Origin of the sequence: Sphingomonas panacis, from assembly GCF_001717955.1 — a bacterium.
In the GTDB taxonomy this organism is placed as follows: Bacteria; Pseudomonadota; Alphaproteobacteria; order Sphingomonadales; family Sphingomonadaceae; genus Sphingomonas; species Sphingomonas panacis.
The window spans coordinates 3,434,340-3,447,418 of record NZ_CP014168.1 but is presented as its reverse complement, the minus strand read 5'-3'; the positions used below and the strand labels follow the sequence as shown (position 1 = coordinate 3,447,418).

The 13,079-nt window shown below is 66.5% G+C and carries 11 protein-coding genes; 6 read left to right on the top strand and 5 right to left on the bottom strand.

What is annotated here, in order from left to right:
- Positions 1–56 precede the first annotated feature (56 nt).
- Entirely contained in the window at positions 57–659 is a 603-nt protein-coding gene (locus J0A91_RS15695) for a M17 family peptidase N-terminal domain-containing protein (protein WP_069205696.1), read from the bottom strand.
- A gap of 398 nt (positions 660–1,057) precedes the next feature.
- Between J0A91_RS15695 and J0A91_RS25230 the strand changes: the two genes are divergently transcribed.
- Positions 1,058–1,159, top strand: coding sequence for a hypothetical protein (locus J0A91_RS25230; RefSeq protein WP_420852835.1), 102 nt, complete (start codon positions 1,058–1,060; stop codon positions 1,157–1,159).
- A 42-nt stretch (positions 1,160–1,201) separates the two neighbouring features.
- Here the strand turns inward: J0A91_RS25230 and J0A91_RS15690 are convergent, their stop codons facing one another.
- Positions 1,202–2,542 carry a sigma-54-dependent transcriptional regulator gene (locus J0A91_RS15690; RefSeq protein ID WP_069205695.1) on the bottom strand — a complete coding sequence of 447 codons (1,341 nt, stop codon included), beginning with the start codon at positions 2,540–2,542 and terminating at the stop codon, positions 1,202–1,204.
- The gene (locus J0A91_RS15685) at positions 2,539–4,290 is read right to left on the bottom strand and encodes a sensor histidine kinase (RefSeq protein ID WP_083224703.1); all 1,752 of its coding nucleotides are present in this window, start codon (positions 4,288–4,290) and stop codon (positions 2,539–2,541) included. Before J0A91_RS15685 ends, J0A91_RS15690 begins: the two co-directional genes overlap by 4 nt.
- Before the next feature lie 152 nt (positions 4,291–4,442).
- Here J0A91_RS15685 and J0A91_RS15680 point away from each other — a divergent pair, with 152 nt between their 5' ends.
- From J0A91_RS15680 to J0A91_RS15670, 3 genes are read left to right on the top strand one after another with little or no spacing between them, the layout of a single operon-like run.
- A complete protein-coding gene (locus tag J0A91_RS15680; protein WP_069205693.1) occupies positions 4,443–4,766 on the top strand; it encodes a hypothetical protein in 324 nt (107 codons plus the stop codon).
- 11 nt (positions 4,767–4,777) lie between these two features.
- The gene (locus J0A91_RS15675; protein WP_069205692.1) at positions 4,778–6,055 is read left to right on the top strand and encodes an SDR family oxidoreductase; all 1,278 of its coding nucleotides are present in this window, start codon (positions 4,778–4,780) and stop codon (positions 6,053–6,055) included.
- Entirely contained in the window at positions 6,048–6,521 is a 474-nt protein-coding gene (locus J0A91_RS15670) for a DUF2269 family protein (RefSeq protein ID WP_069205691.1), read from the top strand. Before J0A91_RS15675 ends, J0A91_RS15670 begins: the two co-directional genes overlap by 8 nt.
- Positions 6,522–6,612: 91 nt before the next feature.
- On the opposite strand, the gene J0A91_RS15665 is transcribed toward J0A91_RS15670, so the two are convergent.
- Positions 6,613–7,704 (bottom strand): Ca2+-dependent phosphoinositide-specific phospholipase C, encoded by a 1,092-nt coding sequence (locus J0A91_RS15665; RefSeq protein WP_069205690.1) that lies wholly within the window; start codon positions 7,702–7,704, stop codon positions 6,613–6,615.
- On the bottom strand, positions 7,704–10,376 hold the full coding sequence (locus J0A91_RS15660) for a TonB-dependent receptor (protein WP_069205689.1): 2,673 nt from the start codon (positions 10,374–10,376) through the stop codon (positions 7,704–7,706). Before J0A91_RS15660 ends, J0A91_RS15665 begins: the two co-directional genes overlap by 1 nt.
- 608 nt (positions 10,377–10,984) lie before the next feature.
- On the opposite strand from J0A91_RS15660, the gene J0A91_RS15655 reads away from it, so the two are divergent.
- Both J0A91_RS15655 and J0A91_RS15650 read left to right on the top strand, forming a co-directional pair.
- Positions 10,985–11,662 (top strand): response regulator transcription factor, encoded by a 678-nt coding sequence (locus tag J0A91_RS15655; protein WP_069205688.1) that lies wholly within the window; start codon positions 10,985–10,987, stop codon positions 11,660–11,662.
- Positions 11,652–13,004 carry a sensor histidine kinase gene (locus J0A91_RS15650; RefSeq protein ID WP_069205687.1) on the top strand — a complete coding sequence of 451 codons (1,353 nt, stop codon included), beginning with the start codon at positions 11,652–11,654 and terminating at the stop codon, positions 13,002–13,004. The genes J0A91_RS15655 and J0A91_RS15650 overlap by 11 nt, the downstream gene beginning before the upstream one ends.
- Positions 13,005–13,079 lie beyond the last annotated feature (75 nt).

Sequence of the window (13,079 nt, the reverse complement as noted above, 5' to 3'; positions counted from 1 at the left end):
GGCAGGTCAGCACGTTCGTCGCTCTCGCGCGGCTGGGCAAGCATGTTGCCGCCAAATCAGGCGCTGGGGAGCGCCGCGAACGCCTTGGCGAATGCTGCCCGTGTCGATTCTATATGGGCCAAGCCAGTGCAGAATATCCAGACGTTCAGTGATGTGTCCGGTGACGCCGCGAGGCCACGCAGCAACCCGCCGAGCATCTGCGCCGCCACCGCATCGGGATCGACGGTGTGGATGCCGCTATCGAGCAGGCTCGGCGCGAAACAGGCCGAGGCTGCATCACGGCGCAGCACCTCCGCCGCCGCAGCGGATACCGCGCCATGCAAAGTGGTTGCTTCCCAAGCTGCGGGATCACCCATTCCGACCAGCAGAACGGTCGAGGCTTTCACCGGCGGTACGACATGCGATAACGCCAGCACTTCGCCGGGCGCGGCCCGGAAGATGCCGTCGCTTCGCAGCCGAGTCACAGCGCCGCCCATCGCGGTGTCCAGGTCGAGCAGCCCGCCCGCCGGGCCATCCGCCGCCAGTTCGTGCGTGAACATGCCCGCAGCCGCGATTTCGACCTGCGCGGTCACGGCGTCGCGCGGCGCGACGGCGATCTCGACGCCCCGCCAGTTACCGATGGCACGCGCGTCGTTCGCGCTGAACGTGGAAGCCGTCATCGCTTTGCTCCAAAAGGCCAGGGAAGCGTGCCGGTAAACCATGAAGCTTCGTCCCGCTTGTATGAAGCAGAGCCGATTTGGTGTATCCGCACGCTGCCCCGCTCGGAGATCTCCCTTGCCTGAGGCCGATCACTCCAGGCCGACTGTGACACGCCGCCGGTCGCGATGATCGAACGCGATCCGCTTGCGCGTGGATCGATGGACTCTCTGGTCCATTCGGTCGAGCTGGAGACGCAGCTATGCGGCGGCGATAGCGCTTGAGATCGGGGTGCTGTGCCCCGTGTGTTGCCTGTGGTGAAATATCCGCACATTGCAGACCTGAGGCATGGGGTTCCAGTCGCGATTTGGCAAAGCAAGGCATCACGGTGTCGCTCATTTTCGTCACCGGGCATGACGATATGCCGATGACGGCGCACGCGATGAAGGCAGGTGCGGTCGATTTCCTGTCCAAGAGGCAGCGGAAAAGCCAGGTGATCGCCGGATGCTCCAATCGCGATTAGCGTTTGGGAGCCCGGGCGGCGTTCTGAACGACCGCAACTGGCTCAGCGCAGCCCCATGCGGTCCATCTTCTTGAGCAGGCCGACGCGCGATAGTCCCAGTTCGCGAGCGGTATGAGTGTGGTTGTGGCCAGTGCGTCCGAGCGCCTCCAGGATGCGCCGACGTTCGAGGGCCGCGACCTCTTCGTCCAGAGTTTTAAAGACAGAGGAGGCCGGCTCAGACGGCAGATCACCGACTGCAAAGGCGAGGTCGGCTGCACCGACCATCAAACCGGCCGCTCCGGGGATAGCGAGCGCGGCTGCGCACTCGACGGCTGCGCGCAACTCGCGGACGTTACCAGGCCAGCGCCGTTCCGCCACCCAGTCGAGTGCGTCTGGCGTGAAGCTCGCGCGGCCCTCGCTCGTCCGGCGCAGGAACATGCTGGAGAGTAGCGGCACGTCGCTAGCACGCTCGTCGAGGGACGGGGTGCGCAGGACGATGCCTTTTAGCCGATAGAACAGATCCTCGCGGAAGCTGCCCTCCGCCACCGCGGCGGGGAGATCGCGGTGGGTAGCCGCCACGATGCGGACATCGGCCATGCGGGGTGCGCGCGCGCCGACCGGTTGGTAGCTGCCGTCCGCAAGGAAGCGCAGCAGCTTTACCTGCATCGCAGCCGGCATCTCGCCGATCTCGTCGAGGAACAGCGTTCCACCGTTCGCGGTCTCGATCAGGCCGGGACGATCGGTGGTGGCACCGGTGAAGCTGCCCTTGAGATGGCCGAACAGCTCGCTCTCGAGCAGCTCGGCCGGCACTGCGCCACAATGGATCGGCACAAGCGGCCGAGTGGCACGCGGCGACGCGGCGTGGATCGCGCGCGCGACCAGCTCCTTTCCCGTTCCGCTCGGCCCGAGCACCAGCGCCGGCAGCCGCGTCGGCGCGACGCGGCGGATCAACGCGCGCAAGGCCGCCATCGCCGGCGAGGTGCCCACCAGGCCCATGTCTTCATCGCCGCCCGCCTGCGCCTTGAGCGTTGCCACCTCGCGCGCCAGCCGCGCCCGCTCCAGCGCGCGGGCGACCACGACGCGCAGCAGGTCGGGATCGACCGGTTTGGCGAGGAAGTCCCATGCGCCCGCCTCTATCGCCTTCAGCGCGAGCGCATGGTCGGCATGGCCGGTCATCACCACCACAGGCGCTGGCGTGAACGCCGGGATCAGCGCCAGTCCGGCCTCCGGATCGTGGTGCGGCGGCATGGCGAGATCGAGCAGCACGAGGTCCGCAGGCTTGGCCGCAAAGGCGGCGCGCGCGGCATCGCCGTCGCCAGCCACCTCGACCTGATGGCCGAGGCCGCGAAGCCAGGCACCGGTCAGCCGTTGGAAGGCAGGTTCATCGTCGGCCAGCAGGATCATGGCTTTGCTCCGAAGGTCAGGCGGAAACAGGTCGACCAGCCCTCACGATGGGCGAGTGTGACGGTGCCGCCATGCGCCTCCATGATCCGGCGGACGATCGCGAGGCCCAGCCCGGTGCCGCCGGGGCGCCGGGACACGAAAGGGCGGAACAGGCTGTCGACGATCTCCGGCGCGATCCCCGGGCCATCGTCGCAGACGTCGAGGACGAGCGGCTCACGGTCGGCGAAGACCGCGACCCGCGTGCCGAGCGCGCGCGCATTATCGACGAGATTCGTCAGCACGCGCAGCAGCGCCTGGCGGTCGGCGACGAGGGTCAGGTCGTCCGGTATCTGCGCCTCCACCCCGAGCGCTGCGACCAGATCGGCGACCCGCAGCGGCTGCGGCGCTATCGTCCAGGCGCGCGCATAGTCGAGGATGTCGGTGACGAGGTGGTTCATCCGCGCGACCTGTTCGCCGATCTCGGCGCGCACCTCCGCCGGGGCGCCGGTCGCGGCCATCTGGACGATGCCGAGCGGATTGCGCAGGTCGTGCGCGATCGTCGCCGCGAGCGCGCCGATCTCGGCGAGGCGGGCCTCGCGCTCTGCCTCGACCAGCAGCCGAGCGGCGGCAAGACGGCGCGCGCTTTCGGCGACGATGATGGCGAAGCGCTCGGCGACGTGGCGGGTGGGGGGCGGGGCATCGTCCCAGCCGACCAAAGCCACGACATCACCCGCGACGGTGAGCGTCGGGCCGTCGGCAGGGAGGTTCAGTCGGTCGCGCAGCAAGCCGCGCGCCGCCTCGACAAGGGCTCCTTCATCTGGCGCCGCAGCCAATCGGTCGCGCCAGTTGGCCACGTCCGCCTCGCTGACTCGCCCGCCGGGGAAGGCGACGCGGTCAGCAAGCCGCTTCAACGGCGCAAGGATCATCAGCCCCAGCGCCAGCGTCGCGGCCAACGCCGCCCAGGTTGCGAACAGCCCGGCAGGACGCCCGGCGAGCGCGAGGGGCAGCGCCGCGATGAGCGCGCTGGCGGCGCCCGCTCCGGCGACCAGCAGCAGCCAGACGAGGCCGCGCCGCGCCCACAGGTCCGCTGCCATGAAGCGGTGGCGCAGGATACCGTAGACCAGCACCACCGAGTATAGCGGCAGGAGCAGGACGGGCCACGGATAGGCATTGATGCCGAGCGCGGGGAAGGCGAACCCGGTCAGCGCGACGAGGCCGATCAGGCTGGATATGAACACCGCGCCGGTCTGACGCTGATGCTGCCCTGCATGCTCGCGCCATGCGCGTGCGAGGCGCAGATGACCCGCGACGGAGAGCAGCGCCGCCAGCGCGAGCACGCCCCAGCCGACGGCCGAGGGTATGAACATGCCGGGAAAGCCCCGCCACGGCACGACCTCGCCGACGCCGAACACCAAGCCAACCAGCGCGGCGAACGCGGCGATCGCGTAGCTGACGATAGCAACCGGCCGAAGCGCCCCGCACAGCGCGAAGGCGAAGACGAGGTGAACGAACGCCGCTGCGGGCAGCGGCGACAGCGCGATAAGTGTCGTCGTGACCGGCGACGCTTCAAGCCCGAAGATGGCTGGCAGCGCCTGCGCGATGCTCCAAAGCCCGACACCGCCCAGGAAGACGGCAAGCAGCGTCGACCCCGGCAGCGCGCGCGCGCGCAGAGCGAGGAACATGGCAAGCAGCGCACTGGCGAGCGCGGTCAGCGACAGCGCGCCGATATAGGAAAAAAGGCCGACAGCCGTATCCATCGTTGACAGCATAGCAGCTCCCTCTGTTTACTGCGTTAACATTTCCGCACGCTGTCCGGCTCGGAAAAGCGCCGATTTTGGCCAATCTTCGCAACTGGCATGCCATTCGCAATGCGTCTTTCGAGCCGGGCGATCGTCGCGCGGTGTTTGGAAGGAGATTTTCCATGCTGTTGCCCATCGCAGCCCTGCTGCTGACCTATGCGCTGACCGCGCTCATCGCGGTCCTCGCCGCCGCCGTCCTGTGGCGGCCCCTGTCGATCCTGCTGGCCGAACTCTGTGGCACCGAACAACGCTCGCGCTTTTGGGCGGTGTGGTCGACGGTGATGATGGTGGCCACACCGATGCTGTTCGTCTCGATCCGCAGCATCGCCACCAGCCCGACCGCTCTGGTTCAGGGCACGATCACGAGCGCGCTGTTCGGCGTGCTGCTGGCGCTCGCCGGCATGGGGTTCGCGGTCTGGAGCCGCACGCCCCGCGCAAGCGCGTGAGAGGACGAGCGATGCACGTTCTGATCGTCGGGGCCGGCGGCTTCATCGGCCGCCATCTCGCAGGGCGGCTGGTGGCGGAAGGCCTCCGCATCACCGCCGCCGGGCGCGTGCCGGCACGCCTGGAACGGCTGATTCCCGGCGTGAGCGCGCTGTCCTGCGACCTGTCGCGGGACAGCGTCGAGGCATGGCACGGCCGGCTCGCCGGGGTCGATGCGGTGATCAACTGCGCTGGACTGTTCGGCGACGCGCGCGGCTACCCGCAGGTTCATGCAAGCGGACCTGCCGCCTTGTTCGACGCCTGTCGTTCAGTCGGCGTCGGCCGGGTCGTTCAGGTCTCTGCTCTGGGCGCGCACGCCCAAGCCGCCAGCGCGTATCATCGGAGCAAGGCCGCTGCGGACGATCATCTCGCGGCGCTCGATCCGACGGGCAGAGACATGGGCTGGGTGGTGTTGCGCCCTTCGCTGGTCATCGGTCGCGGCGGGCGGAGCAGTGCGCTCTTCGCGGCACTGGCCGCGCTGCCGGTCACGCCGCGTCTGGGGCAAGCCGGAGGTCTGGTGCAGCCGATCCACATCGACGATCTGGTCGAGGTCGTCTTCCGGTTGCTGCACGCGCCGCTGCCGTTGGCTGAGCGGCTCGATGTTGTTGGCCCTGAGCCGATGACGACAGACGCGCTCATCGCGTGCTTTCGCCGATGGCTCGGTCTCCCGCGCGCATGGGGCGTGACCGTGCCGCGGATGGTGCTTGCCGCCGTCGCACGGCTCGGGGCGGGGCCGGTTACCCGCGAGGGCATGGCGATGCTCGCGGCCGGCAATACCGCTCCGTTAGCGCCGCTGGTTGCGGCGACCGGATGTCGGCCGGCACCCCTGGAACAGGCGCTTGCGCGGTGCCCGGCGGGCGAGGCGGACCTTCGCGCAGCCCGGCTTGCCCCGGTAGTGCCGATCCTACGGCTGATGCTGGCGTTGGTATGGCTGGCGGGTGGAATCGTGCCGCTCGTCCTCACGTCGCAGGCGGCGAGCGCCGCATGGCTCGCCCGCGTCGGACTCGTCGGCATGCCAGCGATTGCCGCTCTCTGGACAGGATCGCTGGCGGACATCGCCATCGGCGTGGCGCTGCTCGCCACCGTGCGCGGCGCGGCGCTCGCCGGGATCGGATTGATGACCGTCTATACCCTGATCCTTGCCGGCACGGTGCCCGAGCTCTGGGCCGATCCCTTCGGCGCGCTCATCAAGAACGCCGCCGTGCTGGGGCTGTCGCTCGCCGTCCATACGCTGGAGACTCGTCGTGGCTGATTACCTGCTGCTCAAAACCGTCCACATCCTCAGCTCGACCTTGCTGTTCGGCACCGGGCTCGGCACCGCCTTTCATGGCTGGATGGCGAACCGATCGGGCGACGCCGGCGCGCGTCGAGTCGTCAACCGCAACGTCGTAATCGCCGACTGGCTGTTCACAACGCCGGCGGTCATCGTCCAGCCAATAACCGGTGTGTGGCTGGCGCGCATTGCGGGCTTCCCGCTGACGACGGGCTGGCTGGCGGCGTCGATCGCACTTTACCTGCTGGTCGGCGCCTGCTGGTTGCCGGTCGTCGTCATCCAAATCGAGATGCGACGAATCGCCGATCGCACGCCATTAGGCGAGCAATTGCCGTCGCGCTACTTCCGGTTGTCGCGGTTGTGGTTCCTGCTCGGCTGGCCGGCGTTCATCGGCGTCATTCTCATCTTCTGGCTGATGGTGACCAAGCCGGAGCTCGCGTGGTGACCGTGGCTGTGTTTCGACGTTTCCGCCGCCGGCGATCGTTCGATCCGAACTCCGGGTACGGAGGCGTACCAGGTTTTGAGTGCTGCCGGACTCACCGCCGGAGCCGACACCCCGCCGGAACACGGACTGGGCTGCAGCGCGCCATCTCACCTCGCGGGAGCGTCACCGTGAAGGTGGTGCGCAGTGGATCGGGCGCGCCCGGATAATAGTCCGTGCTGATGGCCTGGGCGCCGCTCGCCATCGCGGCCAGAGACTTGCGATGATCTTTGGCGCGCGCCTCGACGGTGTTCGCGTCGGAGCGGGTACGGACGATCAGGCCCTGCTGCACCCATCGCCGAATCTCGGTCTTATCGGCCAGCGGATCCTGGACGATCTGTATCGCGGAATCCGCATCATCCTCGGGATACCAGCCGAACATCGCACGACCGGCGAGTGACGGATGCCCCAGACGGTACGTGTTTGAGACCGCCTTGCGCACGTCGAACAGGATGTAGACCCGGCCCCGGGCTTTGGACAGGCTCGGCCACCCACGCTGCCGGATCGCCTGACTCAGCGATGGCGCGTTGCCACGAACCTCATCCGGCGTGATGAGCCGGTTGCCGCGGAATGCTGATCGGATCTCGCCGTCCAACGCGTCGAGCAGTGCAGGATCATCGAGCGGGATCGGATCGGTGATGCCCGGCCGGTTCGATGGCGTGTCGGCTGCATTGATGGTGATCATAATCGGCAGATGATCGGGGTGCCGGCGCGACCAGCGATCGACCTCGCCGAGACAGCGGCGCAACGTCACGCAGGTGCTGATGTAGTCGATATCGGGTATGTGGAACACCTTGAACCCAGGCTGCCGCATCGCCGCGCGGTCGAACGCGGTGGTCTCCCCGGCGGCGCGCGCCCAAAGCTCGCCCTTGGGCTCGGCGTAGCGATCGCCTTTGGGATCTGCGAAGATGTCGATCTCGATCTGACGCACGCCGTGATCGAGTTGGTCTGTGAGCGGCAGATGATAATAGTCGAGCCCGTCGGCCAGTTTCGGATCGATCGTGCGCAGCCTGGCCATCACCGCGTCCGGGATGCGCGCCTTGAAGCTGTTGTGCGAGCCGATCACCTGGATGTCGTTCATCCTTAGCGGCGGAGCGGCGGCGCCGAGGGCCACCGCGGCGAGCGCCAGAAGAGCGGATCTGATCATCAGAACTGCGCCCGCACACCGAACAGGATGGTCCGGCCGTAATTGTTGATCTCGCCGAATTGTAGTTCCTTCTCATTGTAGCTGTAGCTGTTCGCATTGGCGATGTTGATCGCCTCGACGCTGAACATCAGGTGGCTCGTAGCGCGGATCGAGAGGTTGCCATCGAGCGATCCGAACGCCGCCTGCGTGGTGGTCGCCTGCGTAGTACTGCCGATGCCGGTGAGGTATTTATCGCGCCACGTATAGGACAGCCGGGTCGAGAGCGGCCCCTTGTCGTAGAAGCCGACGACGTTGAAGCTGTTCTTCGACAAGCCGATCAGTTGATCCTTTATCGGGCGCGCGCCGGCCGTGTAGCTCGCCTGTACCGAGGTGTGCGTGTAGGACGCCTGGAAGCCCAGACCGTCAAACGGCGCCGGCAGGAAGGTGAACACCTGATTGTAGGCCGCTTCTGCGCCATAGACCTTGGCATTGCCGCCGTTGACCTGAGTGCTGAGCAGCACCGTGCCGCGCCCGGGAATTTCGACGTTGATGTTCTGCGCGGTTATGTAGTTGTCCATCGCCTTGTAGAACAGCGCGCCGGTGAGCGAACCCTGCCGGTTGAAATACCATTCGAGCGAGGCATCGAACTGGGTCGCGAGGAACGGCTTCAGCGCCGGGTTGCCGCCGCTCGCGGTGGGCTGGTCGGTAGAGACGCTGATCTGCGGCGCGCTCTGCGTCACGTTCGGGCGGGTCAGCACGCGGCTGGCGGCAAGGCGACCAACCAGGTCGTGAGTCAGTTCGGCGCGCAGGTTGAAACTCGGCAACCAGTCGTTGAAGGTCTGGGGGAAGCTCGCCGGGGTCGCCACGCTGCCGGTCGTGAGTGTGCCGCTCGCCACCTGGTCGGTATGGACATAGCGAACGCCGACGTTGCCGGTGACTGGAACCGCGCCGAGCGAAAAGGCATAGTCCGCGCGCACGTAGCCGCCCGCTGTCTTCTCGGTGACGACGTAGGAGGCGCGGAGATCGCCAGCGGCCAGCGGCGCGTTGGCGATCGCATCTGTGAACAACTTGTCATAGAATACGCTGGTGATCGGCACGATCCAGGTGCGTGGATAGTTGCCCGGTACCCCCGACAGGAAGTTGTCGAACGGAATCTGTTCGTACCCGTTCGGTGCGAAGCCGGTGAGCGACGTGTTGGCGGCGGGATTCACGGTAAAGTCGCGGCGTCGGTAGTCGCGCTTGCGCGAATGGTACTCCCCACCCGCCGACAGCTTGGTGATGAAGCCGTCCATATCATGATCGACGTCGAGCCGCACGTAGCGGTCCCAATCCTTGCTGTTTTTGGGCGCGATGTTGAAGGGATACAGCGTGTAGTTGGCCGGGTTGAGCACATTGGTCGGCGTGGTGATCGTCGGAGCAACTTTGTAGCCGCCGGACGAGTCATAGCTCAGCGGTGCGAAAAACTGGATGCGGCTACGCACCGTGCCTTCGGCGTAGCTCGGATGAAAGCTGTGCGCGTAAGACCAGTTGGCGTTGGCGACGATATGCCAGCCTTCCGGATTCCACGCCTGCTTGAGGCCGATCGTGATCAGGTCATGTCGGTTGAGGCTGTATTCGCGCGTACCCATGAAGCGCACATCGTTGATCGTCGCGGCGACGACGGTTTCGCCATCGCGCTTGACCGAACCCGGCACGATCGCCGGTTTGTGCCCGGCGACGCTGGAGTCGTCGGGATAGATGTCCAGCCCGAACTCGTCATAGGCGACGTCCAGCCGAGTCGCGAGCACGTCTAGCGTCGTCTCCAACTCAGGTGTTGGCTGCCACTGCGCCGAGATCAGGCCGGACAAGCGCTTGCGGTCCTCGGTCTCCACGGTCGGGCGGGTGCGGCCGGGCGTGTAGAAGCCGGACCCAAGCGCCGAGGCGAACTTGTCGAGATACCAGCCGGTATTGTACGAACGATCATTGCGGACAGATTTACCCCAATATTGCGCGGCAGCGAGGATGCCGAAGGTGCCGTCGCCGCTCTTGAAGCTGGTGAGGCCGGTCGCGTTGGGCTTCACCTTCTCCGTCAGCGTCGTGTAGGTGCCGCGCAGGTTGAGCGTGGTCTTGGTGCCCACTTCGAGCGGACGGAAGGTGTGGACGTCGATGTTGCCGCCGAGCGCACCCTCGTTCATGTCCGCAGTCGGCGTCTTCACGACGTCGATCTGGGACACGAATTCGGCCGGTAGCATTTCGAAGCGGAACTGGCGACCGTTGGCGCCGCCATTCTCGATCAGGTCGTTGATCGCGATCGGGCGCCCGTTGAGCAGCGTGTTCTGAAACTGCGGCCCGAGCCCTCGAACGCTGATGTACAGTCCCTCACCGCGCGGACGGGTGATCGCGACGCCCGGAACCAGTTGGAGCGCCTCCGCTACGTTCTGTGCGGGGAATTTGCCGATGTCGGTCGAGTTGATCGCGTCGACGCCGAACGCTGCCCGGCGTTTGGTCTCGGTCGCCGCCGCAAGGCTGTCCGCGTAGGAGCCGGTCACCACGATGTCGTTCGCGCCGTCGGCGGCAGCGGTGTTCGCGTCTGGCGTCTGCGCGCCCGGATTCGCCGCCTCCGCAATCAGTTGTGCTGCGGCTGGCTGCGTGTACCCCAATGCCGCCAGAGTGAACGGCAGCGTCGCCCGGAACAGGCGTGAATAGCTCGACATGTGATGGTTCCCCGTAAACAGCTTCTGCTGCTGAAAGGGGCGCTTAGATCCCGATCGTTGCGGCTTCGGTACGTTCCGGTTTCGATGATGTTACGGTGCCATGTACAACGTGTGACGGTATGTTGAGCAGGCCTGCGGCTGGTGATCCGCTCAAGGAACGTTCCGGTGCTTCGATCGCTGTCAGAGCAGCGCTGAAGCTCCAGCTTGAACCCCCGGAAGCGAGATGGCTGCTGGCCACAGCACGCGAACGGAGGGAGCCGAGGATATGTGCGACTGCAGGGTCGCGTCCCTTGTGGTGGTGTAGCTCGACGGTAGCGACGCTAACCGGGTTGCGCTCCCCACCAGCGCTGTCGCGGCCGGCATCGGAGATCTTCGGATAGCTTTGGGTTGCAACACTCAATCAACAGAGACACCGATGATACGATGAACTTGCAGGCGCTGGCGGGAAGGAGCGCGAATGCAGAGTCGCGCGGCGGCTGATGGATCTGGAGGTCGGCAGGCTGATCGCTCGCCAGCGACAGAGAATGGCGACATCTGAACCGCAGACATAGCTCGCCGGATGTGTGTCGACCCGATACTATCCCTCTCGAATTTTGGAGGATACCCATTTGGCCCGCCTCATCGTGATCGAGGATGATCCAAAAACTGCCGAGCAGATCATTGATGTCCTGCGCGTGCACGACCATGAGATCGTGCACGTCGCGGACGGCCAAGCCGCGCTGGAACGCGCGACCCGCGAGCCTTTCGACCTCGCCACGCTCGATCGCTTGCTGCCCGGTCTCGACGGCCTGTCGCTGGTCGCGGCCTTGCGGGAACGGCGGATCATGATGCCCGTGCTGATGATCAGCGCACTGAGCGATGTCGACGAACGGATCGCTGGATTGCGCGCGGGCGGCGACGACTATCTCGTCAAACCGTTCGTCCCCGAGGAAATGGCGATGCGCGTCGAGGTGCTGCTGCGCCGTCGGCTGCAACCGTCCGAGGCCGCGATCCTGAGCGTGGGCGCCATCGAGATCGACTTGATCCGCCGCATCGTCACCGTCGCGGGGGAGCCGGTGCGGCTGCTCCACATGGAGTTTCGCCTCTTGGAGTTTCTGGCGCGGCACCCGGGCGACACGATCAGCCGGCGGATCATCTTCGAACAGGTGTGGGGATATTATTTCGACCCCGGCCCGAACCTCATCAACGTGCATATCGCGCGGTTGCGCAAGAAGCTCGATCAACCGGGGCGCCCCTCCGCGATCGTCACCGTCAAGGGCGAAGGCTATCGTCTCGATGCCGTTTGAACGTCTGCGCCTGCGCGAGATCCGCGCAACCAGCACGTTCCGGCTGACGATCTTGCTCGGGATAGTGTTCGCCGCCGGCGTGGTGGCGCTGCTCGGCCTGATCTACGGGCTTTCCGCACGGGAACTGACGGCGCGAACCGACCATATCCTGTTGCAGGAGGCCGATCGCCTCCGCAGCGTCTCGGCCGAAGCCTTGCCGAGACGAATCGACAGCGAGATCCGCCAAAATGCCAGCGGCCTGACCTATTTCGGCCTGCAAGCGCGCGATGGCGAGCCGGTGGCGGGCAATCTGCGGATCGCGGGCACCTTCCGGTTCGACCATCCGGTGAATGTCGCGGCCGGCGGAAACCGGCACAGCCCGCTTCGCGTCCTCGCGATCCGCGCGCCGACCGGCGAAACGATCCTGATCGCGCGCGACATCGCGCCGATCGTCGACCTGCGCCATCGTATCCTCACGATCCTCGTCGTCAGCGGTCTCGCGATAGCGGTGCTGGTGTTCGGCGCGGGCTTCATGCTCAGCCTCGCGCCGCTGCGCCGGGTGCGTGATCTGCAGGCGACCAGCCGGGAAATCGCCGCCGGTCGGCTGGACCGGCGGATGCCCGTCAGCCGGCGCGGCGACGAGCTCGACCTGTTCGCGGACACCGTCAACACCATGATCGAGGAAGTCGAGCGCGTGGTCGCGCAGGTGAAGGGCGTGACGGATGCGGTGGCGCACGACCTGCGGACCCCGCTCGCGCACGTGCGCGGCAAACTGCAGCAGGTTGCCGCATTGGCAGCGGCGGACCCCGACCTTACCGAACTCGCCCGCTCGGCCACCGACGACCTCGATCTCGTGCTGGAACGCTTCGCCGCATTGCTGCGGATTTCCGAACTGGAGGCACGCGGACGTCTGGCGGGGTTCGCGGCGGTGTCGATCGCGCCCTTGCTTGCCGGGGTGTGCGACTTGTACGAGCCGCTCGCCGAGGAGGCCGGGGTTGCGCTTGCGCTCGCGGCCGGTCCTGACGCGACCATTCACGCCGACCCACAGTTGCTGTTCGAAGCGGTCAGCAATCTGGTCGACAACGCGATCAAGTTCAGCGGCCCCGGAGGCCATGTCCTGCTGTCGCTCGCGCTGGAGGCGGAGGCCGTGGTGATCGCGGTGCGCGATGACGGTCCGGGACTGCGCGCCGACGATCGTCAGGCCGCGCTGCGGCGCTTCTACCGCGGCGTGGATACGGCTGGCGTCCCCGGTACGGGTCTCGGCCTGAGCGTCGTCGCCGCGATCGTTCACCTCCACGGCTTTGCACTCGAACTGGACGATGCCGCGCCGGGCCTGATCGTGCGCATTCACGCACCCAGGTGAAATTCATTTAAGGTGCACCGCAGCGAAGTCGGAATACATGGGGGCCCGTCATTCCACCCGGAAGATCGGGGTTCC

Excerpts from the sequence above, each read along its gene's own strand:
- J0A91_RS15695 (WP_069205696.1), bottom strand. The coding sequence starts at position 659 with ATGACGGCTTCCACGTTCAGCGCGAACGACGCGCGTGCCATCGGTAAC.
- J0A91_RS25230 (WP_420852835.1), top strand. The coding sequence starts at position 1,058 with ATGCCGATGACGGCGCACGCGATGAAGGCAGGTGCGGTCGATTTCCTG.
- J0A91_RS15690 (WP_069205695.1), bottom strand. The coding sequence starts at position 2,542 with ATGATCCTGCTGGCCGACGATGAACCTGCCTTCCAACGGCTGACCGGT.
- J0A91_RS15685 (WP_083224703.1), bottom strand. The coding sequence starts at position 4,290 with ATGCTGTCAACGATGGATACGGCTGTCGGCCTTTTTTCCTATATCGGC.
- J0A91_RS15680 (WP_069205693.1), top strand. The coding sequence starts at position 4,443 with ATGCTGTTGCCCATCGCAGCCCTGCTGCTGACCTATGCGCTGACCGCG.
- J0A91_RS15675 (WP_069205692.1), top strand. The coding sequence starts at position 4,778 with ATGCACGTTCTGATCGTCGGGGCCGGCGGCTTCATCGGCCGCCATCTC.
- J0A91_RS15665 (WP_069205690.1), bottom strand. The coding sequence starts at position 7,704 with ATGATCAGATCCGCTCTTCTGGCGCTCGCCGCGGTGGCCCTCGGCGCC.
- J0A91_RS15660 (WP_069205689.1), bottom strand. The coding sequence starts at position 10,376 with ATGTCGAGCTATTCACGCCTGTTCCGGGCGACGCTGCCGTTCACTCTG.
- J0A91_RS15650 (WP_069205687.1), top strand. The coding sequence starts at position 11,652 with ATGCCGTTTGAACGTCTGCGCCTGCGCGAGATCCGCGCAACCAGCACG.